17 protein-coding genes are annotated in these 26,615 nt (G+C 71.2%); 11 read left to right on the forward strand and 6 right to left on the reverse strand.

All coding sequences use genetic code 11. The annotated features are described in order from the left end of the window. Positions 1 to 142 precede the first annotated feature (142 nt). The 3 genes from AB0B58_RS10895 to AB0B58_RS10905 all read left to right on the forward strand — a co-directional run bounded on the left by AB0B58_RS10895 (position 143) and on the right by AB0B58_RS10905 (position 9,494). Positions 143 to 7,336 (forward strand): RHS repeat-associated core domain-containing protein, encoded by a 7,194-nt coding sequence (locus tag AB0B58_RS10895; protein WP_360221812.1) that lies wholly within the window; start codon positions 143 to 145, stop codon positions 7,334 to 7,336. A 51-nt stretch (positions 7,337 to 7,387) separates the two neighbouring features. Then, positions 7,388 to 8,230, forward strand: coding sequence for a hypothetical protein (locus AB0B58_RS10900; RefSeq protein WP_360221091.1), 843 nt, complete (start codon positions 7,388 to 7,390; stop codon positions 8,228 to 8,230). Between the two features lie 79 nt (positions 8,231 to 8,309). Then, positions 8,310 to 9,494 (forward strand): hypothetical protein, encoded by a 1,185-nt coding sequence (locus tag AB0B58_RS10905; protein WP_360221094.1) that lies wholly within the window; start codon positions 8,310 to 8,312, stop codon positions 9,492 to 9,494. 69 nt (positions 9,495 to 9,563) lie between these two features. Here the strand turns inward: AB0B58_RS10905 and AB0B58_RS10910 are convergent, their stop codons facing one another. Both AB0B58_RS10910 and AB0B58_RS10915 read right to left on the reverse strand, forming a co-directional pair. Further along, the gene (locus AB0B58_RS10910; RefSeq protein WP_360221097.1) at positions 9,564 to 10,388 is read right to left on the reverse strand and encodes a hypothetical protein; all 825 of its coding nucleotides are present in this window, start codon (positions 10,386 to 10,388) and stop codon (positions 9,564 to 9,566) included. 32 nt (positions 10,389 to 10,420) lie between these two features. After that, positions 10,421 to 11,728, reverse strand: coding sequence for a choice-of-anchor B family protein (locus AB0B58_RS10915; protein ID WP_360221100.1), 1,308 nt, complete (start codon positions 11,726 to 11,728; stop codon positions 10,421 to 10,423). 352 nt (positions 11,729 to 12,080) lie between these two features. Between AB0B58_RS10915 and AB0B58_RS10920 the strand changes: the two genes are divergently transcribed. The 5 genes from AB0B58_RS10920 (at position 12,081) to AB0B58_RS10940 (ending at position 20,724) form a co-directional block, all read left to right on the forward strand. Then, a complete protein-coding gene (locus AB0B58_RS10920; RefSeq protein ID WP_360221103.1) occupies positions 12,081 to 12,557 on the forward strand; it encodes a hypothetical protein in 477 nt (158 codons plus the stop codon). Next, positions 12,550 to 15,504, forward strand: a complete 2,955-nt coding sequence (locus tag AB0B58_RS10925) for a hypothetical protein (protein ID WP_360221106.1) — start codon at positions 12,550 to 12,552, stop codon at positions 15,502 to 15,504. Before AB0B58_RS10920 ends, AB0B58_RS10925 begins: the two co-directional genes overlap by 8 nt. Before the next feature lie 325 nt (positions 15,505 to 15,829). Further along, positions 15,830 to 17,485, forward strand: coding sequence for a glycosyltransferase family 39 protein (locus tag AB0B58_RS10930; protein WP_360221109.1), 1,656 nt, complete (start codon positions 15,830 to 15,832; stop codon positions 17,483 to 17,485). Between the two features lie 649 nt (positions 17,486 to 18,134). Continuing rightward, entirely contained in the window at positions 18,135 to 19,685 is a 1,551-nt protein-coding gene (locus AB0B58_RS10935; protein WP_360221112.1) for a glycosyltransferase family 2 protein, read from the forward strand. Further along, positions 19,678 to 20,724: a glycosyl hydrolase gene (locus AB0B58_RS10940; protein WP_360221115.1), complete on the forward strand. Its 1,047-nt coding sequence runs from the start codon at positions 19,678 to 19,680 to the stop codon at positions 20,722 to 20,724. Before AB0B58_RS10935 ends, AB0B58_RS10940 begins: the two co-directional genes overlap by 8 nt. A gap of 55 nt (positions 20,725 to 20,779) precedes the next feature. Here AB0B58_RS10940 and AB0B58_RS10945 read toward each other — a convergent pair whose 3' ends face one another. Then, on the reverse strand, positions 20,780 to 21,157 hold the full coding sequence (locus AB0B58_RS10945; protein ID WP_360221118.1) for a VOC family protein: 378 nt from the start codon (positions 21,155 to 21,157) through the stop codon (positions 20,780 to 20,782). A 130-nt stretch (positions 21,158 to 21,287) separates the two neighbouring features. Between AB0B58_RS10945 and AB0B58_RS10950 the strand changes: the two genes are divergently transcribed. From AB0B58_RS10950 to AB0B58_RS10960, 3 genes are all read left to right on the forward strand, one after another. After that, positions 21,288 to 22,019 (forward strand): VOC family protein, encoded by a 732-nt coding sequence (locus tag AB0B58_RS10950; RefSeq protein WP_360221121.1) that lies wholly within the window; start codon positions 21,288 to 21,290, stop codon positions 22,017 to 22,019. A 115-nt stretch (positions 22,020 to 22,134) separates the two neighbouring features. Beyond that, complete coding sequence (locus tag AB0B58_RS10955; RefSeq protein ID WP_360221124.1) at positions 22,135 to 22,665, forward strand: DUF2716 domain-containing protein; 531 nt, start codon at positions 22,135 to 22,137, stop codon at positions 22,663 to 22,665. Between the two features lie 179 nt (positions 22,666 to 22,844). Then, entirely contained in the window at positions 22,845 to 23,450 is a 606-nt protein-coding gene (locus AB0B58_RS10960; RefSeq protein ID WP_360221127.1) for a YdeI/OmpD-associated family protein, read from the forward strand. A gap of 296 nt (positions 23,451 to 23,746) precedes the next feature. On the opposite strand, the gene AB0B58_RS10965 is transcribed toward AB0B58_RS10960, so the two are convergent. From AB0B58_RS10965 to AB0B58_RS10975, 3 genes are all read right to left on the reverse strand, one after another. Further along, positions 23,747 to 24,076 carry a hypothetical protein gene (locus AB0B58_RS10965; RefSeq protein ID WP_360221130.1) on the reverse strand — a complete coding sequence of 110 codons (330 nt, stop codon included), beginning with the start codon at positions 24,074 to 24,076 and terminating at the stop codon, positions 23,747 to 23,749. 201 nt (positions 24,077 to 24,277) lie between these two features. Further along, a complete protein-coding gene (locus AB0B58_RS10970) occupies positions 24,278 to 25,705 on the reverse strand; it encodes a hypothetical protein (RefSeq protein ID WP_360221815.1) in 1,428 nt (475 codons plus the stop codon). A 67-nt stretch (positions 25,706 to 25,772) separates the two neighbouring features. Then, positions 25,773 to 26,552, reverse strand: coding sequence for a helix-turn-helix domain-containing protein (locus tag AB0B58_RS10975; RefSeq protein ID WP_360221133.1), 780 nt, complete (start codon positions 26,550 to 26,552; stop codon positions 25,773 to 25,775). Positions 26,553 to 26,615: the final 63 nt, after the last annotated feature.

Raw genomic sequence — 26,615 nt, forward strand, 5'->3', positions numbered from 1 at the left:
GACGGAGGATCTGGGCACGATCATGAGGCTGGCAACGGCGCCGCCGCCGGAGAATAGAGCAAACACCATATTCAAAGGCGTCCCTGTCTGCCGCAGAATCCGTTGTCGTCATCTGCCGTCGAACGGGGAGTCCATCGTGCGCATGCGTCGCCGCGCTCTCGCGCTTGTGCTGACCGGCACACTCGTCGCAACACTGTCACCCGCGCAAGCCGTCGCGGCCACGCGACCACTACGCGGCGGGGAACCGGCGAAGGCCGTTCCCGCGGCGGCTGCCGGCGGCCCGGCACGCTCCACCGGTCCGGTGCGCCAGGCGCGGCTCGCCCCGCCCGGTCCGGCCCGCTATGCCTACGACGCCGCCGGGCGTCTGGTGGGGGTGACCCAGCCCAGCGGCGAGACCGCGCGGTACGCCTACGATGCCGCCGGCAACACCGTCGGCGTCGACAGGTTCCCGTCGAGCCGGCTCTCCGTTCTCAGCGTGGTGCCGGCCGCGGCGCCGCCCGGTGCGAGCGTCACCATCACCGGCACCGGCTTCGCGTCCACCGCGGCCGGCAACACGGTGACCTTCGGCGGCAATGCGGCGGCGCGGGTCGCGTCCGCCTCACCGACGTCGCTGACTGTCGAGGTGCCGGCATCCGCGGCCACCGGCGCGATCCGGGTCGCCGCCGATGGTTCCACAACCGACAGTGCGTCGTTCAGTGTGCTTCCGGGAGGGCCGGAGATCACGGCTATGACGCCGGCGAGTGGCCAGGCGGGGACCGAGGTGACGCTGACCGGCCGCAACTTCGACCAGACCTTGGGCAACGACGTGGTGACCCTCGGAGGACAGGCCGTCAACCTCGTCTCGGCGACTGCGACCACTCTGCGGTTCAGGGTGCCAGACGGTGCGACCGGGGGACGGGTTCAGGTGGCGAGCCCGCGGGGCACCGCCACCAGCGCCGTGGACTTCTTCGTCCCACCCGCCACGGTGGATCCCGCGTTGGTCGAGTCGTACGCCCGCGCCGAAATCGGCGGGACCTCGGCCGTACGGATCGGCGCCGCCGGCAAGGTGGCCGTGCTGCTCTTCGACGCGCCGGTCGGGCAGAACCTGTCCATCGGCGTCAGCGACATCGCGGCCACCTTCGCGGGCGCGATCAGTGCCCGCGTCATCTCGCCGGACGGACTCGACGTGCCGGGCGGCTCCGACGCCCACACCACGGCGTTCGATCTCGACCTGCGAGGGCTGCGCGCCGGACAGACGTACGCGCTGGTCATCGACCCGCGAAGCGATACCGGCACCGGCAGCCTCTCGGTCAGCTTCAGCGAGCCCCTCGGCGGCGAGCTCACCGCTACGGGTGACGCCGTCACGAAGGCGACGAGCCTGCCCGGGCAGGACATTCAGCTCAGCTTCGACGCCGATCAGGGCGACGCGGTCAGCCTCGGCTTCACCGGCAACAGCCTGCCGAACTCGGCCGACGTCTACGTGGCCGGTCCGACCGGTGAGCCGGTCGGCGCGCGGTGGGTGCTCAGTGCTCGCAGCACCAAGAGTCTGGACATCGCGGCGTTGCCGATGAACGGCGCCTACCGGGTGGTGATCGACGAGGACAGCGCCGCAACCGGTTCGATCACGGTCACTCTCTCGCGATGGGCCAGCGCCGGTGAGGTGACGCGCGGTGGTGCGGCGCGCACCGCCACCATCACGCGGGCGGGCCAGAACGCGGAGGCCTACTTCGACGGTACCGCCGGACAGACGGCCGGGCTCGGCCTCACCGGCAACACGCTGAGCGCGGGCGCCGACGTCACCCTTCTCGGCCCGGACAACGCGCCGGTCAACGGCCCGGACGGACGACCCCTGAAGGAGCGGCTGACCGCCGGGGAGAGCGGGGCGTTGCAGCTGCAGCAGCTGCCCGCCACCGGCCGGTATCGCGTGGTCGTAGCGCCGGACGCGGTGGGTACCGGCGCGATCACGGTCACGCACTCGGCGCAGATCGACGGGGGCACCGTGACCCACGACGGCGATGCCGTCGCGGTCACCGTGCAACGAGCGGGTCAGGACGCGGCGGTCGGCTTCCAGGCCACGAACGGCGAGCGTCCCAGCGTTCTGATCGACAACGCCTTCGCGGCGTCCGTCTATGCATACGTGTACGGGCCGGACGGCCGGCAGGTCGGCGACCGGCTCTCGGTGAGCCGGAACGCCGTGCGGGATCTGGACCTGCCGCCACTCGGGCCCGGCCGGCACCGGATCGTCATCGCACCGACCAACGCGGCGGTCGGCACCGCCCGGGTGTCACTCAGCACGGAGCTGGACGGCGGCACCCTGGACGTCGGCGGCGCCGCCCGGACGGTGGCGTTCGCACGGCGCGGCCAGAACGCCCGGCTCAGCTTCAGCCCCACCAGCGCTCAGCGGCAGCTGCGGCTCAACGTCTCCGCCAACGGACTCCCGTCATACACCTCGGCCACGCTCTACGACCCGGCCGGCACCAACCTGGGCAGGGTCGATCTGCGCAACCTCACCGGCGCCGACCTGCCCGACCTGCCGGGCACCGCCGTCGGCACCTACCAGCTGGTGCTGAACCCGAACACGGCCGGCACCGGAGCGCTGACCCTCGCACTGGCCACGCGGTCGGCGGGTTCCGGCGGCGGGGCCATGATGCCCGCGGCCGCGCCGGCTGCGCCGGCCGTGCTCCCTGCCGCGCCGGACACGCCCACCGGTTCCGACCCGACCACCTGGACGCCGGACGCGATCAACCTGACCGGCGCCGACTGGCTGGCCCGCCGGCAAAGCCACGAGGCGCCCGATCCGCTGCGCGCCCCGGCCAGAACCACCGCCGTCTCGGGACACATGCTCAAGCTGGACGGCACCCCGCTGGTCGGTGCGAGCGCCTCGATCGCAGGCGTGCGGACCACCACCGACCGGCACGGCCGCTTCCTGCTCGCCGGCGTGCGCCCCGGTGACGCCACCCTGGTGGTGGACGGCACCCCGGCCGGCACCGGCGCCGACCGTTACGGCGTCTTCGAGATCAAGGTGACCGCGCGGGCCGGGCGGACGACGGTGCTGCCGTACACGGTCTGGATGCAGCGCCTCGACACCGAACACATGGTGCGGATCGATGCGCCGATCGCCAAGGACCTCGTGCTCACCACCCCGAAGATCCCGGGCCTCGAGGTGCGCATCCCCGCCGGATCGGTGATCCGCGACCGGGCCGGCAAGGTGGTGCACGAGCTCGGCATCACGCCGATCCCGTTGGACCGTGCCCCGTTCCCGCTGCCGACGAACGGCATCGTGCCGACCTACTTCACCGTGCAGCCCGGCGGCGCCTCCGTGTTCCCGAGCGGCGCGCAGATCATCTACCCCAACTACACCAAGCTGGCCCCGTACACCCGGGTCGACTTCTGGGGCTACGACCCCGAGGGCAAGGGCTGGCACGTGTACGGCCGCGGCGAGGTCAGCGCGGACGGCCGCCAGGTCGTACCGGATCCGAAGACGCGCGTCTGGTCCTTCACCGGCGCCATGTTCAACTCGGCGAGCCGGCCCGGCTGGCTGGAGTCGATCTTCACCGACGCTATGGACTGGCTCGACGGCGACCCGGTCGACCTGTCCACCGGACGGCTCACCGACTCACACACCGACCTCGCCGTGAGCGACACGTTCCCGATCGCGGTCACCCGCAACTACTGGCAGGCCGACGACGACCGGCGTGACTTCGGCGTGGGCTGGCTGAGCCAGTACGGAATGTTCTTCCACTCCGAAGACCAGTACGACGAGGTCGATCTCTATCTGCCCGGCGGCCGCAAGGTCCACTTCGTCCGGACCTCCGAGGCGACGGGGTTCGACAAGGTCGTGCTGGAAGCGGTCGACACGACCGGCGAGTGGCGTGGCGCCCGGGTCAAGTACGCCAAGGACCCGGCGTTCGGCGACAACAGGGGCTGGGTGCTCACCCGGCGTGACGGCATGGTCTTCACCATCCCGCTCTACGGCGCCCTGGCCGCGGTCCGTGACCGCAACGGCAACCAGATCAGCCTCAGCTACGACGGAAACCGGCTCACGCAGGTCACCTCGCCGAACGGCCGGTGGATCCGCTTCACCCACGACAACCGGAACCGGATCACCAGCGCCACCGACAACGTCGGGCGCGCCGTCGCCTACACGTACAACGGCCAGGGGTTGCTGGAGACGGTCACCGACCCGGCCGGCAAGGTCAGCCGGTACACCTACGACGCCGAGAAGCGGCTCAAGACCGCCACCGACGCGCGCAACGTCACCTACCTGGTCAACGAGTACGACGCCAACGGCCGCGTACAGAAGCAGACCCTGCCCGGCAACGTCGTCTACCAGTTCGCGTACGAGCTGAGCGCCGCCGGGAAGGTCACCGCCACCCGGGTCACCCAACCCGACGGCACCGTGCGCCGGGTCGAGTTCAACGCCGCCGGCGCCGCGGTGAGCGACACCGCCGCGTACGGCACCGCGGCGCAGGCCACCACCCGATACGAGCGGTCCGCGCACCAGCAGATCACGGCGGTGGTGGACCCGCTGAACCGGCGTACCCGCTACGACTACGACGCCGAGGGCCGGCTCGAGGACGTCTTCCAACTGGAGGGTGAGGACGGCAGGCGGCGCGTCGCGCACTACGTCTACGGCGGACCCTACGACCAGCCGCTGTTCGTCCACGGCCTCGGCGACCAGAAGACCGGCTACACCTACGAGCAGGACGGGGACCTGCAGACCGTCACCGACCCGATGAACCGGACCACCCGGTTCACCTACACCGGCGCCGGCCAGGTGCGCACGGTGACCGACCCGGCGGACAAGGTCACCACGCTGGACTATCGCGGGGGAGACCTGGCCTCGGTCACCGATCCGCTGCGGCGGGTGGTACGGCAGTTCACCGACGCCGCCGGCCGGCCGATCGCCGTCACCGACGCCGCCGGCGCCGAGACCCGGCTGCGGTACGACTCACTGAACCAGGTCAAGCAGGTGAGCGACGCGCTGGGCGCCACCACCGCGCTGGACTACGACGAGAACGGCAACCTGACCGGCATCACTGACGCCCGCAACAACCGGACCTCCTGGCAGTACGGGCCGTCCGACCAGGTCAGTGTGGCCACCGATCCGCTGACCAAGGCGGACACGTGGCAGTACGACAATGCCGGGCGCGTGCAGCAGTTCGAGTCCCGGGGCCGGCATGTCACCGGCATCGTTCCCGACCCGCTGCGGCGGATCACCGAGGTCACCTACGGCAAGGGCACGCCCGACGCCTCGGCCGTCACGCACGGCTACGACGCGGTGGGCCGGCCGGTCAGCATCACGGAGGGGCTCAACGAGGTCACCTCGATCGGATGGGACCGGCTCGATCGCCTCACCCGGATCCAGTCGTCGCGCTCGAGCGTCGACTACGGCTACGACCCGGTAGACCGCCGCGAGAACCTGAAGATCGACGGCCGGGTCGTGACCCGGTACGCCTACGACGACGACAACACGCTGCGCCGCATCGAGCAGGGCGACGACGTGGTCGAGGTCGAGCAGCGCGACGCCACCGGCCGTCCGACGACGGTACGGCTGCCCGGCGGCTGGAGCCGCACGACCAGCTACGACGACGCCGGGCAGGTGCTGGGCCTGGCCTACCGGCACGGCGGCGCGGACAAGGGCACGCTGACCTACGCCTACGACCCGGCCGGGCGGGTCGCGTCGGTCGAGGGCAGCCTGGCCCGCATCGACCTGCCCGCGGCGCGGACCGGACTGCAGTACGACGCCGCGAACCGGTTGACGTCCGCCGGCGGGCACTCGCTCACCTATGACGCCGACGGAAACCTGCTGGGCTACGGGAACACCGCGTACTACTGGAACAATCGCGGCCAGCTCACCGGCACGGGCCGCCCCGAGTCCTCCGAGGCGTACCGGTACGACGCGTTCGGCCGCCGGACGGACCGCAGCGCCGGGACCGACGGGACCGCAACCGTCAGCGACGGAACCGACCCGGTTCAGGAACGCTCCGGCCCGCGCACCACGGATCTGATGGCCGGTGGCACCGACGAATGGTTCTCGCGGCGGGACTCCGGCGGGCAGCGGACGTACCTCACCGACCTGACCGGCTCCACCGTGGCGCTCGGCGACTCGGCCGGCGCGCTGCGCGCCGAGTACGCGTACGACCCGCACGGCGTGCAGACCCGCACCGGCGAGGCGACGAGCAACCGGTTCAGCTGGACCGGCCGGGAGCGCGACGATTCCGGCCTGTCCTATCACCGGGCCCGCTACTACGACCCCCAGCTGCAGCGGTTCATCAGCGAGGACCCGATCGGCCCGGCCGGCGGCCTGAACCAGTACGCCTACGCGGGTAACTCCCCGACGAACGCCACCGACCCGTCCGGCAACAGCCCGCTGCTGGTCGGCTGCCTCGTCGGCGGATTCACCGACGGCGCACTCGACTACGTCGGGCAGCGACTGTCCGGCCGGAAGGTCGACTGGGGCTGGGGCGGCGTCGGCGGCTCGGCGGCGCTGGGCTGCGCCTCCGGTCTGGCCGGGGCGGTCTTCGCCCGGCTCGGCAAGGGTGCCAAGGCCGCCGGCTGCATGGCCAACAGCTTCGCCCCGGACACCCTGGTGCTGATGGCGGACGGCAGCCGCAAGCGGATCGCCGACGTCCGGCCCGGTGACCGCGTCCTGGCCGCCCCGGAGAACGACCCGGACGCCACCCCGGTAGCGGCCACCGTCACCACGTCGATCACCGGGACCGGTGACAAGGACCTCGTCGACATCTCGGTGGCCGGCGGCGAACCGATCACGGCGACGGCCGGGCATCCGTTCTGGCTGCCGCGGGAACACCGCTGGGTGGAGGCGGGCGATCTGGCCGCCGGCTCGCTGCTGCGCACCTCGTCCGGGACCTACGTCCAGGTCACCGCGGTCTCGGACCGCAGCAGCCGTACGACGGTGCACAACCTCACCGTCGCCGGGGAGCACACGTTCTATGTCGTCGCGAACGGCGCCGCGGTCCTCGTTCACAACATCAACACGCCGATCGGGTGCTCCCTCGGCGGCCGGCAGCCCTTCTACGAGATACCGGCCGGATCGGCAGGCGGGAGGGGCGCCGGCCAGCGCATCACGGGCGGCATGCTCGGGGACTACAACATCGGCGTCAACGCCAGAGGCGGTCCCGCGCCGCTGTGTTCCTACTGCCGGACGAATTCGGCCACCAGCCTCGACCACGTGACCGCGAGGGTGCGCGGCGGTGACCTGACGGATGCCAACATCACGCCGGCCTGCACCTTCTGCAACAGTTCGAAGGGTGCCCGGGGCGGGCCGGTCAATCTGCCGCCGAACGTCGTGGAGCCGTTCATCCCACCGTGGTTCGTGAAACTCGGGCCGTAGCCTGCGGGGTGCGATCCTGATCGGCGGGAAGGCGAGGAGGAGATGGTGGGTGTGAACGGGCTGGCAGTGGGTCTTCGTGGGTGGTTCGGCGATCTGGGTGATCCCGCCTGGCGCCGGGCGGCGTCCGCGGTCCAGCTTGTCGGGGCGCTGTTCCTGATCGTCGTCGGCATTCGCTGGCTGCTGCCCGGTATGACCGTCTACTCCGGGGTGGACCTGCTGGAGTTCGCCCGGCCGGCCGTCTGGGCGGTCGTGTTCGCCCTGGCGCTGGCCGGTCTGCGCCGCCTCGCCGCCGGCGCCGCGGTGGCCGGTGCCTTTGTCGAGATCGCGCACGTCGCACAGTGGTACGACTACTCACCGAGCCAGGTCCTGCGATCGGGTTGGCTGGTGACGGTGGCGCTGCTGGTCGCGGTCAGCTCGGCGTGGCTCGCGGGCGGGGAGCGGGTCGCCGCGCCGCGCGGCCTCTGGTGGTTCGGCGCGGCGCTGGCGCTCGCGGGCGCCGGCAGCGTCACCGACTGGCGCCAGGGCATGTTCCACGGCTTCACCTACGCGGTCACCATGAACGGTCAGTTCCTGTTCCGGTTCGCCGTGCCGCTCTACCTGGCGGCCGCCGCGCTCGCCGTGTGGGCGTGGTGGCGACAGGGCAGCCTGGTCCGCCGCCGGATCCTGGCGCTGGCCGCGCCGGTGGCCGGCATCGCCGCGATGGTCACCTACGGATTCGCCGGATTCATGTATTCCAGCCAGCAGTTCCCCTCTCCGGTCCTGCTGCGCCCGTTCCAGTGGGCGATTCTGCTGGCGACCCCGGTGGCGGCGTTCGCCGTGGCGGCCGCCGGGCTCAACCGCTGGGAGCGGCTCAGCGCGCTGGTCGAGCTGGGCCGCGGAGCCGAGAAGGCCTGACGGTTCAGTCGCCGTCCAGTTCCGGTCCAGTAGGCGTCGACACCGTTGCGGGGACGAACAACCTCGCAGAGGGGACGACATGCGATCACTGAGAACGTTGCGTATCGGCGGCACGCTGGCGCTGACGATGACTATCGCCGTGGCGCTCACGGGTGGTACGGCACAGGCCGGCGCGGCCGGTGACCAGGGCGCGCCGGCGCTGCCCGGCCGTGCCGCGAAGGCCACACCCGGAGTGTCCACCATGACTCCGGCGAAGGGCATGCGCACGAACAACGGGCGCTCGTTGGCCGGCCTGCCGGCCGGCCAGGGGATCACGCTCGGCAAGCAGCGCAACGGCCCCGCCCCGCGCATGGTCAACGCCGGGCCGGACGACCCTCCGGCCGGTCCGGTCTGTGTGCCCTACATCAGCCGGGTGGTCACCCCGAACGGCACCGCGTTGTCACGGGTCGACTACCTGGCCGAGATCCTGTGCAACTTCTATCTCGCGGGGGCCGGCCAGGCCTACCTGATCGACCGGACCGGCGGGGTGCGGTCCAGCAACCAGGTCATCGCCGCGGCGCCGGCGTTCTCCTTCTACAACTCCTACTACGGCGGCAGCCAGGGCGCTGTGTTGATCGACGGGCGGCTCTTCGACGGCGGCCGGGTGCTGGAGATCGGATTCGACCTGGTGCTGCAGACGCTGAACGGTGCGCCGTGGGGCGGTTGCTTCGCCCTTGCCGCGCCGCAGCGCTACCTGTCCGCGTGCAACGGTCTCGGCACTCCCACGCTGCAGGTCTCGGTGGGGTCGGGAGAGTTCGGCAGCGGCCTTCCGGCCTACAACCCGGCGGCCTTCATCCGGGACATCCCCGGGATCGGCCTGCTGACCTTCCACGTGGGCGGCCAACCCGATCCGCTGTCGACGGCCCGGCAGAACATCGTCGATGTCGCGAACGGCCTGCCCGCCAAGACCAGCGACTTCAGTGACGTCGGCCGGACGGACGTGACCCTGCGACCTGCCATGTTGAACGCCATCCTCAGCATCCACCTGATCAACGGCTTCAGTTTCCGGATCACCGCGATCGCCGGCAGTGACCACAGCTCGACCTCACCGCACTACTTCGGGAGAGCCTTCGACATCGACCGGATCAACAACATCCCGGTCAACACCTCCAACTCGCTCAACCAGGCCTTCCGGAACGCCTGTGCTTCGTACGGCGCGACCGATATCAGGGGCCCGGGCGACGACGCGGGCCACGCGACACACATTCACTGCGCCTGGAACTAGGCGGGGGAGTGCGGGCGTCCAGCCGGGCGCCCGCACTTCTAGGGGGTCCGGGCTCGATCCGAGGGTGGGTCAGGTCGTGAAGATGGTGAAGGCCACCTGGTGGACGGCGCCGCCGGCGCGGAACTGCAAAAACATCCGCTTGTCGCCGCGTTCGGCGAAGGCGGCGTGGAAGGCGAGGACGGCGTCGGCCGGCGGGTCGCCGGTGGCGTTGGCCGGCAGCGGGTGCAGGTGTTTGAGGCCCTGGGTGCGCACCTCGAAGTTGGACAGGTGGGCGTACGCGCCGAGGTACGGCTCGAGCGCCGCGGGGCGGCCGTCGCGCAACACCTGGAACCGCAGCGCCGTCTGGGTGCCGGAGGTCAGGTCGGCGGTGCCGTCGAGGCGGCGCACGGTGTACGGCCCGGACCGGGCCCGCGCCTGCGGGGCGGGGACCGGGATCATGGTGGTGTCCCCGGCGATGACGAACGGCACGCCGAGAACGGTGGGGTCGGCACCCGCGGGACGCCCGTGCGGGACGAACTCGAGGTACACCCGGTAGGCGCCGCCGTCGGTGATGGTCACCGGCGCGGTCCACGCGCCGTCGACGACCTCGGGGTGCAGGTGCTGGTAGCCGGACAGGTCGTCGCGCAGCACGTACATGTGTATCGGTCTGGTGTGGACGTGTTGGAAGTCGGTGACCGGCCCGGCGGTGCCGGTGACGCGCAGGGACACGAGGCCCGGGCCGCGGCCTGTGGGCAGCGCCAGCGGCTCCGCGCGGAAGCCGTCGTAGGCGTCGGAGAGCCCGTCGCTGTGGTAGCTGATCGGCGAGCGGGCCGCGGGCGGGGCCGCGGCCGGGCCGCGGCTGTCCGCGAACAGGTAGGCGGCACCGAGGAACCCCGCGAGCGTCGCCGCCGCCATCAGGCGGCGGCGACGAGGGTCGGGCCCGCCGCTCAGCGTACGGCCGCCGAGCCGGTGGGGCGGACGAGGAACAGGCCGACCCCGATGCTCTGAACGGCGACCACTCCGTTCTTCAGGTACGGCAGGACCATCCAGCTGCCGCTGTAGCCGCTGGCGTTGGAGGCCGGGTCGACGTCGAAGTAGCCCACCTCGGGCAGCCGGGCCGAGGCGGCGGAGGTGGTGTCGAGGATCCGCAGGCCGCCGCGGTAGGACGCCTGGAAGTGCCGGTTGCCGACCGTGTAGCCGTTGTGGTTGACGAACTCGCCGCGCGTGGAGACGTCCTTGCCCACGTACCGTGCGGCGTCGAGCCGTTCGATGTCGTAGACGAAGTCCGGGCTGCCGCCCCGGGTGCTGATCGTCTCGTCGTTGACGATCATGTGCTTGTAGTCGCTGGTGGCGAAGCCCTGGTGAATGAAGCTGGCACCCGGGTGGGTGACGCTGGACAGGACCCTGATGTTCGCCTTGTCGGTGACGTCGAGGATCTGGAATCTCCTGCCCTGTCCGGTGTAGTTGAACGCGATCTCCCGCCCGGTGAAACGGGTGTCCGGACCGGCGTAGTTCACCACGACGGACTCGTGCGAATAGACCTCGCGGTCGTAGCACGCCGCCAGTTTGAGGGACAGTGGCGTCTTGATGTCGTAGATGGTCAGGCCCTTGCGGCAGGTGTTCGCGCCGGAGACGTACAGGAAGCCGGTGCTCTGATTGATCCAGAGAGTGTGGCTGTTCGTCAGGCCGGTGAAGCGGGCGTCCGCGGTGAACGTCTGTGGGGTCGTCACGCCGCGCAATTTGTTGAGGTCGAAGACCTGGATACCGTGCGAGACCGAATCCTTGCCGATGTAGGCGTAATTGTTGTACGTGCGGATGTCGCACCAGGACGAGCTGAGGCCATTAGCGGCGGGCAGGTTCCCGAGGTATTTCGGGTCGACCGGGTCGGTGACGTTGACGAAGGAAACGCCGTTGGAGCGGCAGTACAGGATGTACTCGTTGCTGTCGCGGGCATCGGTCCAGTACCACATGCTCGACGAGCCGCCGCCGCCCAGCGCGGACTGTGGCAGGAAGCTGAGCAGGTCGACGTTCTTGCACGGGTACCTGTCGGCCATGCCGTTGACGCAGTTCAGCGGCGCGCCGGCGAGGCGTTCGCCGCTGCGCCAGGTGGGCTGGTAGATGCGGAGCAGCTCCGCCTGCTCGGTCCGGCCCTCCGGGGTGTCCGGGTCGTGCGCCGTTGCCGGCGGGCCCGCGAAGGCGAGCAGCAGCAGAAGCGTGGTGACGGCAAGCGTCGTGCGACGTACTCCTCGGAGCATGGTCAACGCCCTTTCGCGCGGAGGAGTCGGCGCGGGCAGGGTGTGGCACGCGCCGGGTGCGTGCCTGAACGCTAGGGACGAATATGACGTTCGTCAATATTTGGATGACGACTGAGCGTCATCCGAAACCGTATTCCCGGTCGAATGCACCGTCATATCGCGAGACAGATAGGAGCGGTGTTATGCGCCGATCCAGGCGCCACGACATCGATCCGTTACGCGAGGTGCCGGTTGCCGGGTGGTGTCCGTCTATCCTGTACGCACCGGCATGGATCCGCCACGAGGAGATCATGTGACTGAACGCACTGCGCACGGGTCGGCGGATCGCTCTCGGTCCTCCACGGGCGGGACGGTGACCGTCGAGTTGGGACGGTTGGGGCACGCGGCGGTGATCGCCGTGGCGCCGGACCAGCTCGACCTGTACACGGCGGCCACGGCGCGATGGGATGCCGGTGCCGGGCGCCGGCGCCGCGGCTGGACCGGCGGATCGGTCGGATCCGGGATCGAGCCGGTGTTGCTCGCCGAGGTGGTGGGACCGGTCCTGCTGGGTGCCGCGGCGGAGGTGCTGGGTGCCGCGACGGTCGCCGCGTGGGGCCGGCGGCGCCGGTGGTTTCGGCGCGGGTGGTGGTCGCGGCGCCGGCGCGATGCGGAGGCCCTGCCACGGACGCGTGTGACGCTCGACGCGGAACAGGCGGAAGCGCTGCGGTCGGCGTGCGTGCGGCACGGAACGACGCTCGGGCTCAGCCCGGCGGAGGCGGCGATGCTCGCCGACGCCGTGCACGGCGCCGTGTGCCAGGCGCTGGCGGAGGCCGAACGGGTCGATGAGTGACACGGCCGCACTCCCGCGGCCGTCGCCCGCCGTCACCGGTTCGCCGGCGGTCGCGGCGCCACGCCGCCTCGCGTCGATGTACGTTCTGGTGGCGGTCGCACTGGTGTTGCTCGGTGGCGGCGCCGCGTCGGCGTTGCGCGACTCGTACAGCGCGCAATACCCGGCCGCCGCGGTCCGCTGCCTGAGCGAGCAGGGTATCGACTGGAGGGCCCTGCAGCGGCTCGATTCGCCGTGGCAGCGCAGCCCTGAGATCAGAGAGCGGATTCGCACCTGCATCGCGCCGAACGACCGCGACCAGGGCCTCTTCATGCTGGCCGGTGGCGTCCTGCTGCCGGCGGCCGCCGTGCTGCTGATGATCGGCGGGGTGGTGCTGGTGCGGTTGCGGCTGTCGCGCGTCGCGGTGCCTCCGGCGCGCACCGCGGCGGCCGGGCTGGCGGCGGAACGCTTCGAGGCCTGGTGCGACCTGCTCGGCCTCACCGGCCGTCGGCGTCCCCGACTCGTTCTCACCGCACCGTACGCGTCCGGGCGGCAGGCGTTCACCACCGGCCTGCCCTTCGCGGCGCCGCGGGTCGTGCTGCCGCTGGGCCACGCGTACCTGGAGCCTGCCCGGTTCGACGTGCTGGTGCTGCACGAACTCGCCCACGTGCGGTCCCGGGACGTGTCCTGGGCCGCGGCGGTGTGGTGGACCGGTTGGCTGAGCGTGCCGGTTCTGCTGGTGGCGCTGAGCCCTCTGGCGCGGTGGCCTCAGCAGCGATCGGGGCTGCTGGTCGCGTACCTGCCGTCGCTCGTGCTGGCGGTCACGCTTTCGGTGCTGGCGCTCGGCCTGCGGGCGGCATTGCTGCGCCGGCGGGAGTTCGCGGCGGACCGCTACGCACGCGAGGTTCTCGGTGACCCGGACGCGCTGCCCGGGGTGCTCGGCGACGACGCCTCGGCGGGCGCGGCACCGGCCGGGCCCGGCCGGTGGCTCCGGCGGGTACGAGCGCTGCACCCGCCGCCGGAGGTGCGGGCCGGCCTCGACCCGACCGCGCCGGACCGGTGGGAAGGCGGGTTCGCCGTCAGCGCCGTCACCGGAGTGTTGGCGATGTCGACGGTGCAGACCGTCTACACCGCCCTGGGGGTCCCCGGCCTGGCCGGGCACGCCCGGCTGCCGCTGAACCTCGCGACGGCCGCCGGGAGTCTGCTGTGGGCGGGTGTGATCGTCCCGGCGTGGTGGCGCCGGGCGCGACAGGCCACCGCGGCGGGTGGCACGCCGACCTGGTGGGGCCCCGTGGCCGGCGCGGTGCTCGGCATCGTCGCGGGTTTCGTCGTCCAGGTTCCCGGACGATCGACCAGGGGCGCCCTCGGGGTATGGCAGGCCCAGTTCGCCGACGACTTCACCCTCGGCGTCGCGACCGTGGCCGTGGTCGCGGCCGGCGTAGCGGTTCTGACAGCCGGGCTCGCCGTATCGGCGGACCGGGCCGGCCGGGCGGTGGGTGCGGTCCTCGCCGTTGCGGCCGCGTGGACCACCGCGTTCACCGCCTCCATCTGGGTCCTGATCGGATATTCGCAGGGCGGCGGCCCGGGTCACATTCGGACCATGCTGATGGGCGCCGGACTGTGGGAGTGGCGGTGGGCCCCGCCGCTCGTCCTGGCCGGCTGCGTACTCGCCGCGCTCGGTCGCCGTGCCGTGCCGGTGCCGGTCGCGGTGCGGGTGATCGGTGCCGCGGCGGTCGCCGGCGGCGTCGCCGCCGGGTTGACCTGGCGACTCCGGATCGACTCCGCCGACTCCGACGACCTGCTGTTCGTACTGATGAGCCAGCGATCCATGATCTGCGCCTTCGCCGGGTGGGTGGTCCTGGCGGCCCTGCTGTCCGGCCGCGGAGGCGGTCCGGTGGTGCCCGCGATCCCTGGCGCGCTGGCCGGCGGGTTCGCCGCCGCGGCCGGGGCGGGCGTGGTGACGTTCGGGATCGCCGCCGCCGGTGGCCGCGGGCGCAGCGTGGACGTGCTGCTCGACGCGATCGCCTGGCCGGTGTGGCAGCTCTTCGTCGTGGCCGTCCTGGCCCTGCCGGCGCTGCTTGCCGGCGTGCTGCTCGTGGAACGGTATCGGCGGCGGGCGGAGCGGCGGGTCACCGGCCGCGCTGCCGCGCTCACCACGGGCGTGCTCGTCGGGCTCTTCAGCGTGGCGCTGGTCGGCGGCGCCCTGCCGCCGCTGGCCGTCGGCCCGCACGACTGGTCGGACTACGTGGCCGCCCTCGACACGACGCCCGTCCGCGACCCGGCCGCCGCTCTCGGGGTCCCGTCCGTGCCGTCCGTGCCCACCACCGAGGCCGGCGGCGACCCGGGCCGTCCCCTCGACGCCGCCGCGGCCGCCGCGGCGCTCGCCGTCGCCGACCAGCTGCTGCCGGCCGGCCATCGCCGCGTCGAGACGGACGCCGTCGGTGATGGCACGGTGCCGGACGTGCGGCCCGAGACCTGCCGCGCGGCGCTGGTCCGCCACGCGGACGCGGAGCGGGCGCGGCCCCGCGGCGCGGAAGCCGCGCGGAAGTACAAGATGTCCGTGGGCCCTCACCGGGAGGTGACCGTTACCCTCGGCATCAAGTCGTACGTGACGCCGGTCCGCGACTTCCGGATCGATCGGGAATTGACCGACCGGTGCAGGCACCTCACGATCCCGTCGCCGGTGAGCGACACCGGCGTGATGGATGGGGGATACGAGCAGGCGACGGCCCCGGCCGTGTCGTACCCGGCGTACCGCACCGACTTCACCCTCACCGGCCTGGTCCGCACCTTGCCCGTGGTGTCGACGGTGCTCTCGGAGCGGGTACTCGTCGGGCACAACGTGGTGTCCGTCGACATCCTGCTCAGCAGTTCCGGCGGGCCGCCCTCGGGGGAGGTGCTCGGCTACCGCGAACGCCTCGCCGAGGCGCTCTTGATCGCGGTCGTCGGCAGCCTCCGGCTCGATCGATGACCGCGCGTTACATCTCATGGTGACGATCCGTAGCTACTGGAACCTCGTTTACGCTACGTGATGTTCGCCATTCGAGTGAAGGTCCGCTTTCCCGGTACGAATGCCCGAACTTCCCCTTTTGCATGGCCATCTGTAACGCCAGCAGAGGGTGTGTCTTACCTTCTGTAGTCATATGCTTGGTTACGAGACTCGCACCCAGGCGGCGCTGTTGACTCAGAGTGATGTCTGTTCGTAGGCTCTGGCCGCCATCCAGCGATCCGCTTCGGTGGCGCAGGAGGTGCTGACGCCCAAGGGGGCAACGCAGACAACGGGAGATCGCCGCTTCATGTCCATGCACCGAGCCGGCTCGGCGAACTCCGCGGCAGCGGTGCTGGCCAGGGACGAACGAAAGCCCGCCGGGAGCACGGAATCGCCGGCCCGGCTGTCGGCCACCGTCATGCTGCCGGCCCCGGACCTCACCCTCCGGCACCCGGGCAGAGCCGCCGCCACGCCGCAGCGGCGCCCGCGCCGCCGGCTCACCTGGCTGCCGCTGCTCGTCGTCCTGGTCGCACAGAGCGCCTGCATGGTGGCGCTGCACAACACCACGCACGTCGACGAGGCCGCCTACCTCTACGCCGGCCACCAGCTGATCGGTGACGCGCTGGGCCGGACCGTCAACAACGACGACTATGCCGCGTACTTCTCCGGTGCGCCGTTCCTGTACCCGGTACTGGCCGGGGTCTTCGACAGCATCGGGGGGCTGGCCGCCGCCCGGGTGCTCAGCCTGCTCTGCATGCTCGGCGCCACCTCCCTGCTGTACGCCGCGGTGCGCAAGCTGTTCGACGACACCCGTGCCGGCTTCTTCGCGGCCGCGCTGTTCGGCCTCTGCGGACCGGCGTTGTTCATGAGTCACCTCGCCACCTTCGACGCTCCGGCGGTGACGGCGCTGGCCGGCAGCCTGTACTTCGCGGTCGGCTCGGCCGACCGGCGGGCTCTGCTGCTCGAGGTCGCGGCCGTCGCGGTCGCCGCGGTCGCCCTCAAGTACGCCGCCATGGTCTTCCTGTTGCCGGTCATCGCCGTTACCGTGCTCGTGGCGGTGCCGAAGGTGGGCTGGCGCTGGGCGCTGATGCGCGGCGCGGTGCTCAGCGCGGTGACCGTCCTGTTCGCAGTCGTCGCCCTGCTGCTCGCCGGTCCCGGCGTGCTCGCCGGCGTCACCTCCACCACCACGAGTCGCACCGAGGGCGCCGTCGCGACCCTCGACGTGCTGTCGCGTGCCGCGGTGTGGGTGGGACCCGTCCTCGTGCTGGCCTGCCTGGGAACCTTGGCCTACGCGATCTCGTCCGGTCGCTCCCCGGCCCGTGGCCCGCTGATCCGGCTGCTGCTCGGCTTGGTGCTCACGGGGGCGGCCCTGATCGCGCCGATGGGTTCGGCGCGCCTGCACACGCTGGTCTCGCTGCAGAAGCACGCCGGCTACGGCCTGCTGTTCGCGGCGGCGATGGCCGGCCTCGTGCTGAGCCGCCTCGCCGGCCGCTCGTCGTGGCGTACCGGGCTGGCCTGCCTGCTCGTCCTGCCGATCGCCGCGTCCGGGCTGAGGCAGGCCGTCGACATGTTCGTCTGGCCCGATTCGAGCCGGCTGGTGGCCACCCTGGACCGCCTGATCACCCGCGACGATCAGCTGATCATGGCCGAGGAAGCCCAGGTGCCGCGCTACTACCTGCAGGCGCGGGTGCGGCAGGCCCAGTGGCGGGACACGTACTACTTCGACTACGTCGACCGCGGCGGTAAGCACCTGGTCGGCCTGCCCGCGTACCAGGCGGCGATCCGCGAACGCCACTTCGCGCTGTTCGTCTTCACCCACGACGCCACCGCGGACCTGGACGCGCAGCTGGAGCCCCTGCTGCCCCGCAACGGCTATCGGCGCCTGCCGGCCGTGCCGGCCCCGTCCGGGGCCGACCCCGCGCACACCTACACGATTTGGCAGCTCACGCCTGACCGGCGCTGATCTCGAAGCACACAGAGACGAGACCGACCAGATGGCAGCCCATCCGACGCCACCCGGACACCATCCGCACTCCTTCCCGCGGCAGCGCCCGGTACCGCAGGAGCCGGAGACCGTCGTCCTGCGGCGCCCGTACCTCCCGGCCACCGGCTACGCCGGGCACCCCGGCCCCGCACCGCGTCGGGCGGCGCGCCCGGGTGCCGTTCCGCCGCGACCCGGCGCCCGGCTCGTACCGCCGCAGTCGCGGGCCGCCGCACCGCCTTCGCCCCAGGTGCCCGGTACACAGCATCACCCGCGGGCTTTACCGCCGGCACCACGGTCTGCGCACGGTCGCCCCCGGTCCCGGGCCGTGCCGACGGTCCCCGGCCAGCAGCGTCACCCGCGGATCGTGCCGCCGGCATCCCCGACGGTGCCCGGTCCGCAGCGTCAGTCGCGGGCCGTGCCGCCGGCTCCGCAGGCCCAGCCGGGAGCATGGGCCGTCCCGACGAGGGCGCCGGGCCCGCAGGCCCGCCCGCGTACCTGGCCAGCGCCATCACCTGGGCCGCGGCAGATGACGCGGCCCACCGCTCGCCCGCGACCCCAACACCCACGGATCGGATTCCCCGCCGCCCCGCCCCGGCCGCCGTCGGCGCCGGCAGCGCGCCGGCCGGCCGTGCCACCGATCGCGGCCTCCGGGATGCGGCTGCCGGAGCCACCCAGCCGCCGGCAGGAGAAGTTCAGCTACGCCAAGCGCAACCTGTGGATTCTGGTCGTCGGGTCGCTGGTGAGCCTGCCGTTCCTGATCGCCAGCCTCGTCGGCTTCGTGGCGATGTCGCCCCGGCTCTGGGTGCTGGCGCCGCTGCTGGCGCTCGGGCCGCTGCTGACCGTGATTCGGTTGCTGCTGGAGACCTTCACCCGCGGCTTCGACCTGGACGGGCACACCGAGCTGGTCGAGGCGTGGGCCCCGAGGACCTTTCCCAGCGTGGACGTCATGTTGCCGACCTGCGGCGAACCGCTGGAGGTGCTGCAGAACACCTGGCAGTACGTCGCGGACATGCGCGACCACTACCAGGGCACGGTCAACGGCTACGTACTGGACGACTCCAGCCGGCCCGAGGTCGCGGCGCTGGCCGCGGAGTTCGGTTTCCGCTGCTTCACCCGCCCGCACCGCGGCTGGTTCAAGAAGGCCGGCAACCTCTACCACGGCATCTGCAACTCCAGCGGCGACTTCGTGTTGATCCTGGACGCCGACTTCGTACCCCGTCACGACATGCTGAACGAGACACTGCCCTACTTCGGCGCCGACCCGCGGCTGGGCATCCTCCAGACACCGCAGCACTTCCGGGCCACCGAACACCAGACGTGGGTGGAGCGGGGCGCGGCGGCCGTACAGGAGCTGTTCTACCGCTCGATCCAGGTCGCCCGGGACCAGCACGGCGCCGTGGTGTGCTGCGGGACCAACGCCATCTACCGGCGGGCCGCGCTGGAGGACAACGGCGGCATCGCACTCATCGCCCACTCCGAGGACATCCACACCGGACTGGACCTGACCCGCCTCGGATGGCGGGTGCGCTACATCCCGGTGGTGCTCGCCTCCGGCATGTGCCCCGCCGAGGTGGAGCCGTTCTTCAACCAGCAGTACCGCTGGTGCATGGGCACGCTCAGCATCGTCGCCTCCCGCAAGTTCTGGGGGACGAAAATGTCGCCGGCCGCGCGGCTGTGCTACCTGTCCGGCTTCCTCTTCTACCTGGAGACCGCCGGGATGGTCTTCCTCGCCCCACTGATCCCGGTGGTGCTGTGCACCGGTGCCGTCGGCTCGGTCAACGCCCGCAACTACCTGCTGATCGTGCCCAGCCTGGTGTTCTCCTTCGTCATCACCCCGCTGTGGCACCGCACCCGGTATCGCGTCGAAACCTGGTCGATCTCACTGGCGTACGGCTGGGCCCACGTCTTCGCCGTCTGGGACTGGATTCGCGGCAAGGAGATGGGCTGGAACCCGACGGGCGGCGGCGCGGCGAAGAAGAAGAACGAACTGGCCCGGTTCTGGACGGGTCTGTGGATCGTCAGCGGCGGCGGCGCTGCCGCCTGGGTCGGACTGGCCGCCTGGCGAACCCTGACCTACGACACGCTGGCGTTCGCGCCGCTGCTGCTCTCCGGGCTGTTCTACGCCGTAACGGTGGCCCGGATCCTCCTCCCGTCGAGCCAGGAGCCTGCCGATGCGTGACCGGACCCGCACCCGGCTGCTGCACGGCACCGCCGTACTGAGCGCCGCGGTGTTCCTCACCTACGCCTTCACGCATCCGGTGAAGCAACTCGGCTCGCCGGAACCGGCCGTGGCCGCGCCGGGCCGGCCCGGCACGAGCGCCGTGGCGTCGAGCCACCCGGCGGCCCCGCCGACGTACGACCTGGCCGCATTGCGGAAACCGGCGAAGAAGTACCTCGGCGTGACGGTCGAGGGGGTGCCTCGGTCACTGGGCAGACTCACGGCGTTCTCCGAGTCCATCGAGAACAGCCCGAACCTGGTGGGCTACTTCCACCCGTACGGGGATCGCCTCGACGTCGCCGGCGTGGCGGCCGTGCACGCCACCGGCGCGCTGCCCTTCGTGCAGATCGAACCGCACCGGGACACGATCGCCGAGATCGCCGCCGGCAAGACCGACGACTTCCTGGCCGACTTCGCCGCGGACCTGCGCGCCGTCGACGCGCCGGTCGCGCTCTCCTTCGGGCACGAGATGAACGGCGACTGGTACCCGTGGGGGACCCAGGACACCTCCGCCGAGGAGTTCGTGGCCGCCTGGCGCCACATCCACAAGGCATTCCGGAAGGCCGGGGTCACCTCGGTGCTGTGGGTGTGGAACCCCAACGTCACCTATCCGAGGCCCAATGTGGACATCGCCGAGCTCTACCCCGGCGACAAGTACGTCGACTGGGTTGGCGTGACCGGTTACTACAACACCGGCCCCGGCGGGCGGGGGACCTTCGAGACTCTCTTCCAGCCCACCATCGCGAAGGTGCGCACCTTCACCGACAAACCGGTGCTGATCGCGGAGACCGGCGCCTCGCCGAGCGGCGAGAAGCCCACCCAGATCAAGAACCTGTTCACCGCGGTACGCGCCCGGCGCGACGTCGTGGGTTTCGTGTGGTTCAACTACCACAAGAGCGGCAAGCACGAGACCAACTGGAGAATCGACTCCGACACGCGTTCCAGGAGCACCTTCGCAACGCAGGCCCAGCACGACGCCTTCGACTTCCGGGTGCCGTAGCCAGTCGATCCCTATCGGCCGTTCACGTTCCCAACCTGGGAGGGGCCCGTGTCGGTCAGCCGTTGGGCCGGGACTCGATCGCCTGCAGCGACCAACTGTTGCCGTCCGGGTCACGGAAGTAGACGAAGGTCCCCCAGGGCTGCACGTCGATGTCGCTGGCCTGCACGCCGGCGTCCAGCAGCTGTTGCCGGGCGGCGTGGGCGTCGGCCACCACGACCTGGATCTCCTGGGTACCCGGAACCTTCGCGGTGATGCCGGCGCCGATCACGATCGAGCAGGCCGAACCGGGCGGCGTGAGTTGCACGAACCGCAGGCCGTCCTGCACCTGGTGGTCGTGGTCGGCGTTGAAGCCGATCTGCTGGTAGAACAGCTTGGCCCGGTCGACGTCGGTGACCGGCACGGGGATGAGTTCGATCTTCCATGTCGATGTCATGCGCCCATCCTTCCCGCCATTGCGGCCACAATCTGACCGTTGCCCGACGGAAAGCTTCCCGGCCTTCGTTGGTTCCTGCAGACCGGTATGGCTGATCTTGATGTGCCGGACTGTCGCTAGCATCGTCGGCATGGCAACGCGGCTTGTTCAAATCAACATGAAGGCCCGGAACGATTCCGCACTGGGCGGTTTCTGGGCGGAAGCGCTCGGCTGGGGACTCTCCAGCGAGGGACCCGGCGTGACCAACCTCGAACCCGAGGGCTTCGTCTACCCCGACCCGGTCGCCGTCTGCATCGACCTCGTCGCCTCCCAGGAACCCAAGACGGTGAAGAACCGCGTGCACGTCGACCTCGCCACCACCTCGGCGGCCCATCAGGCGCAGTTGGTGGCGCGCCTGAAGGATCTCGGCGCGACCCCCGCCGACGTGGGCCAGGGCGACGTCCCATGGACGGTCATGGCCGACCCGGAGGGCAACGAGTTCTGCGTGCTGGACTCGCTCTACCAGGACACCGGACCGATCGCCTCGGTAGTGGTCGACTGCGCGGATCCGCGCGCCACGGCCCGCTTCTGGGGCGAGGCCATGGACTGGACCCTGCACAAGGTGACCGACCACAACGCGGTACTGCGCTCCGCCAAGGGTGTCGGCCCATATCTGCGGTTCGTCCGCACCCCGGACGTGAAGACCGTGTGGAATCGAGTCCACCTCGACATCCGCCCGTACCCAGGCGACGACCTGGAGGCCGAGGCGGCCAGACTGCAGACTCTCGGCGCCACCGCCATCGACCTAGGCCCGGGCGACATTCCGTGGACGGTCCTCGCCGACCCGGAAGGCAACGAGTTCTGCCTCCTCACGCCAGGCTGACCCGAACCCTCTTCATCCGCCCGGTACCGCCCTGAACCGGGTTCTGCAACGCACGCGACTCGACGAAACCGCCCCGCTACCGCAAACTCGCCCAGACAGACCCGGAGGGAATCGGATGGCTCCGAGCGCTGTAGAGACGCTGGAGGAACCGGAGTATGGGCGCTTATGGGACCGATTCCGTCGGCAGTTCGCGTTCCGCCCGGGAATGACAAGGGCAACCTGGCCCGCCATCAAGGAGCCGGTCGCCTCGGTGACCTGGAGCCTCGGCGCGCTGGATGACGACGCGGGCTATCAGCGGCTCGACGCCATGGTGGCTGCCGTGAACGCCGGGCTGTGGGCGTGTACTCCGCCGGACGGCACACTGTTGGTCCTGGACTGGCACCATGTGTGCTACCGAATCCGGCCGCATCGCATCACCGCGGAACACTCGCCGGCATGGTCGGCGAGCATGATGCCCGATGGCGACTACAACATCCACCTGGCCGAGGATTTCAGCTTCGGTACCTTTGGGCACCCCTGGGAATACACAATCTGCGTCATGGGTAAGCCCCTGATCGCCGAAGTCGCCGACGCCCTGGACCGGACCTTACTGCGACGAGTCCGGGAGTCAGGAACGCCAGTGGTTCGACCCGAACAAACCCGGTAGAGGCGATCTCGTCTGCCGCAGCTGGAGCGGTTGCCGCGATCGTGGATCGTTCAGGATGATTGGCCGCTCTCGGCCCTGCCTGCGGACTCGACGGGCGGCCGGTGCGTCCGCAGCCCGGCGGGGTCCGGCCGGCCAACGGGCAGAGGCAGCGGCCACGTCGCGTCGGTTAGCCTGCCGTCATGGCGAGCGCCGAGCTGGATGAGTTGATCGTCGCGGACGCCGAGGCGCTGCGCGCGTGGTTGTCGGCCAACCACGCCACATCGCCCGGCGTCTGGCTGGCCCTGACCAAGAAGGGCGGCATGGTCACCACGCTGACCTGGCAGCAGGCGGTCGACGAGGCCCTGTGCTTCGGCTGGATCGACGGGCAGGCCCGGAAACGGGATCAGGAGACCTCTTGGATCCGGTTCACCCCTCGTCGACCCCACAGCTCCTGGTCGCAACGCAACACCGCCAACGTGGCCCGGCTCGAAGCACAGGGGCGAATGCTGCCCCCAGGCCGCGCCGCGGTAGACGCCGCGAAAGCGGACGGGCGGTGGGCGGCGGCCTACGCCCCGCCGTCGGAAGCCGAGGCACCGGCCGATCTCCTCGCCGCCATCGCCGCCGTCCCGGCCGCCCAAGCCATGTTCGACGTACTCACCAAGACCAACCGGTTCGCTCTCATCTACCGCGTCAATGCCGTCAAACGGGCGCAGACCCGCGAGCGGAAGATCGGCGAGTTCGTCGCCATGCTGGCCCGCCACGAGACGATCAACCCGCAGAAGGCCAAGCCTCCGAACTCGCCGTAATCGGCACCTTCACAAGTGCCATGCGGCCGGCGGCCGCGGCTCCTGGTACGCGTACTTCGCGGGGTTGGGGTTGGGGGAGTGGGTCAGGCAGGCTATAGACGATCTTGGTTGTGGGCAGTCACCATGCGCCCCTTGCCCGGCCGGGCCAGGCAGGGCTGGGCGGATGGCTTGCCGACGCGGGCGACGTCACGAACGGCGACATCGGGCGTCCCCGGGGGCCCACCGCAGTCCGCGCGTTAGCGAGGCGTGCCGCTGACCGAGCGGGGCAGCAGACGCCCATCTCGATACGGCTGACGCTAGGGAGCATCGGTGGTGGCCTGCCGCTCGTCGCCGGTGTCAAAGAACGCGTCGAGGTATGCACGCGGCTCGAGTGCGCTCTCGCGTAGCAGCGAGAACAGCTCAGCCCCATGGCCGGGCTGGTCGGACATGGAGTAGACCTGCACCAAGCCGAGGTATTCGCCGGCTACGTCGGCTGCGTACTCGCCCGCCTCGGTTTCGGCCAGGGCCACTGCCTCACCGGGCGATGACGCACGCCAGAGCGTAATCCGCTCCTCGTACGTCGCGCGCACCCCCTTTGCCAGCCTGAACAGGCACCGAGCCGAGAACCAGGTTTCCCGAGTATCCACACTCGAAGTGTGCCTTACCGACCGGGCAACGCATTCTGAGTGCGTCGTACGGTGCTGACAGCGAACCTCAGCCGTCATGTCCTCAAGGCTGCGCGGCAATGACCGAGGGTTCCGCCGCTCCTTCGATCAGCAGAAGGTCATCCAAGCCGCGGGTGTCCGGGACAACACCGGTCGACGTTGCGGCGGCCTGCGTTGTCGGTCTTACCTGAGGGCGGTTGCGGGAGGGTGTACCCGCAGGTCGCCGTGGCGGGACAACGCGCCGGGTAGGTCGACGGGTCGGTCGCGCAGCGTGGCGTCGAGAAACGCGGCGCAGGTCGCGGTGGTCATCCGTACGCTTTCGGTCCGGCCGAGGGAGCCCGCGACGGCGGGGACGGGTGGCAGATAGAGCGGGGCGTCGGTGAAGGTCAGGTGTGCGCTGCCGGGCACCGTGAGGCGGTAGCCGGTCGCGGTGCCGCGGTCCAGGAGCCTGGACAGGAGCGCCAGGTAGTCGGCGTCGGCACGGTCCTCGATGGTGTGTGTGAGGGCGAGCACCGGTTGGTGCAGCGGACCCTGGCCCGGATCGGGGCCGCCGTCGAGGTTGACGACGGCGGTGAATCGCGGGTCCTGCTGGGCGGCGCGCATGGCGGCGGCCCCGCCGAGGGAGTGGCCGGTCGCTGCCGACCTTGCGGTGTCGAGCCGCCCGGTGAGGGGCCCGGTGAGCTCGCCCCGGTCGAGGCGGCCGAGCTGGGTGAGGACGAAGCTGAGGTCCGCGGCCCGCACCGCGATCCAGCCGCTCCTCCTTCGCTCGTCCTCGTCCGGGTCACCGCTTGCGGCGACCCGGGTCCGAACGGTACGGCCGTCGGCGAGCACGACCGCTGCCGAGTCGTACGGGTGGTCGACGCCCGCGACGACGTAGCCGCGGCTGGCCAGGTCCTCGGCCCACGCGGTGTTCTGGGTGCGCACGCCGCCGAGTCCGGGGGAGAACAGCACGACCGGGAACCGGCCGGCCGCCGGCAACGCATCGAACGCCGCGTGGCTGCGGGCGCGCGGCGGGCCGGCCAGCAGCAAGGCCGGTGCTCCAAGGTAGTCGGCGGCCGCGGCGGCGACGGCGTCCGCCTCTTGCCGGTTACGGCCGAGGTACTGCGCCCGCGGCGTACCGGGGGTGACCGAACGCGCCGGGTACCAGAGTTGCACGACCACGGTACGGCGGTCGCCGGCCTCCGCCGTGGCCGTCTCGTCGCGGCCGGCGTCGGTCCACTGCAGTACCGTGGTGCCGACCGCGGACGGCCCGGACGGCCGCGGGAAGTCCGGCACCGGCAACGCCCAGGCCGCGCCCGTGCCCGCGGCGACGAGGCCGAGACACGTCAGGGAGCCGGGCAGGGCCAGCCACCAGGGGGCCCGCCGGCCGGCGGGACCGCCGCGCGGGCGTAGCAGCAGGCCCGCGCCGGCCAGCATGGCGGCAGCCAGCACCGGCAGCAGCTGCCAGCGAATTTCGCGTACGGTCAAGGCGGCGCCGACCGTCACCACGCCGACCGCGCCGAGGGCGGTACGGCGGCGAACGGGTGGCGGCAGCCACCGGCTCAGGACGAGGGCCACCGTGCCCAGCACGACAAGGAGTTCCCGCGCGGACAGGTGAAGGCCGGGGACCATGTCAGCCACGACAAGATCGTCCTATGCGCGCACTGAGAGCACGCTGAGGATTCCGCTGGATCGGGCGTCAGAGGCCTCGGCGGTAGGCGCTCGGGGTGAAGCCCAGCCGGTCGCGGAACTCGCGGGTCAGGTGGGCGTGGTCGGCGTACCCGAGCTCGGTGGCGATCTGCGCCAGGGAAGCGTCCGCGTCCAGGCGGACCCGCTCCGCGGCCTCCTGGAGGCGCCGGCGCCGGATCATCTCGACCGGGGCGAGGCCGATATGACGGATGGCCAGCCGCTGCAGCGTACGCGGGGAGACGTGCAGCCGGGTGGCCGCGTCGGGAAGGGTTCGCACGTCGGGGTCGCCGTCCATGAGGTCGGCCATGGCGTTGGCCAACAGGCCCTCGCCGGAGGCGGGCCGGACCCGTTTCGCCAGCCATCCGGCGAAGGCGTCGACGGCTTCGTGGTGGCGGGCGTCGCGCTCGGCGATCCGCATGGCCGCGACGACCGGCCGGTGCAGCTCCGGCGCGTCGAGGAGGCGCTCGGAGTCTCGAAGTTCGGCGGGCGCGTCGATCAACGAAGGCACCGCGGCCGGGCGCAGCAGCGCACCGACGGCCCAGCCGCGTCCGGTCAGGTCGCGGTATGACAGCCGGGTGGTGGGCCCGGAGAGGGTGACCCGCTCCGGCTCGACCACGAGATTGCAGGCGGGGTACGCGACCACATACTGGCGCGACGAGCGACCCGCGGCGATGTCCCACTCCGGGATCCAGAACCACCGGACCAGATCCTCCAGGTGTGCCGGCGCGGGTACCCGGCGAAACGACGGCAGCCGGGCCGGGTAGAGGATCCCTCGGCTGTCGGTGCTCATCCCGTGAGCCTACGGCCAGGATGGCGCGAATCTCCAAGCCCCGCGGCCGACGGCGGCCGTAGC

This window comes from Actinoplanes sp. NPDC049118, assembly GCF_040648555.1.
GTDB lineage: Bacteria > Actinomycetota > Actinomycetes > Mycobacteriales > Micromonosporaceae > Actinoplanes.

Coding starts and splice junctions, on each gene's coding strand:
- AB0B58_RS10930 (WP_360221109.1), top strand. CDS start 15,830: ATGTCCATGCACCGAGCCGGCTCGGCGAACTCCGCGGCAGCGGTGCTG.
- AB0B58_RS10945 (WP_360221118.1), bottom strand. CDS start 21,157: ATGACATCGACATGGAAGATCGAACTCATCCCCGTGCCGGTCACCGAC.
- AB0B58_RS10910 (WP_360221097.1), bottom strand. CDS start 10,388: ATGGCGGCGGCGACGCTCGCGGGGTTCCTCGGTGCCGCCTACCTGTTC.
- AB0B58_RS10970 (WP_360221815.1), bottom strand. CDS start 25,705: ATGGTCCCCGGCCTTCACCTGTCCGCGCGGGAACTCCTTGTCGTGCTG.
- AB0B58_RS10975 (WP_360221133.1), bottom strand. CDS start 26,552: ATGAGCACCGACAGCCGAGGGATCCTCTACCCGGCCCGGCTGCCGTCG.
- AB0B58_RS10950 (WP_360221121.1), top strand. CDS start 21,288: ATGGCAACGCGGCTTGTTCAAATCAACATGAAGGCCCGGAACGATTCC.
- AB0B58_RS10915 (WP_360221100.1), bottom strand. CDS start 11,728: ATGCTCCGAGGAGTACGTCGCACGACGCTTGCCGTCACCACGCTTCTG.
- AB0B58_RS10940 (WP_360221115.1), top strand. CDS start 19,678: ATGCGTGACCGGACCCGCACCCGGCTGCTGCACGGCACCGCCGTACTG.
- AB0B58_RS10895 (WP_360221812.1), top strand. CDS start 143: ATGCGTCGCCGCGCTCTCGCGCTTGTGCTGACCGGCACACTCGTCGCA.
- AB0B58_RS10925 (WP_360221106.1), top strand. CDS start 12,550: ATGAGTGACACGGCCGCACTCCCGCGGCCGTCGCCCGCCGTCACCGGT.
- AB0B58_RS10955 (WP_360221124.1), top strand. CDS start 22,135: ATGGCTCCGAGCGCTGTAGAGACGCTGGAGGAACCGGAGTATGGGCGC.
- AB0B58_RS10905 (WP_360221094.1), top strand. CDS start 8,310: ATGCGATCACTGAGAACGTTGCGTATCGGCGGCACGCTGGCGCTGACG.
- AB0B58_RS10960 (WP_360221127.1), top strand. CDS start 22,845: ATGGCGAGCGCCGAGCTGGATGAGTTGATCGTCGCGGACGCCGAGGCG.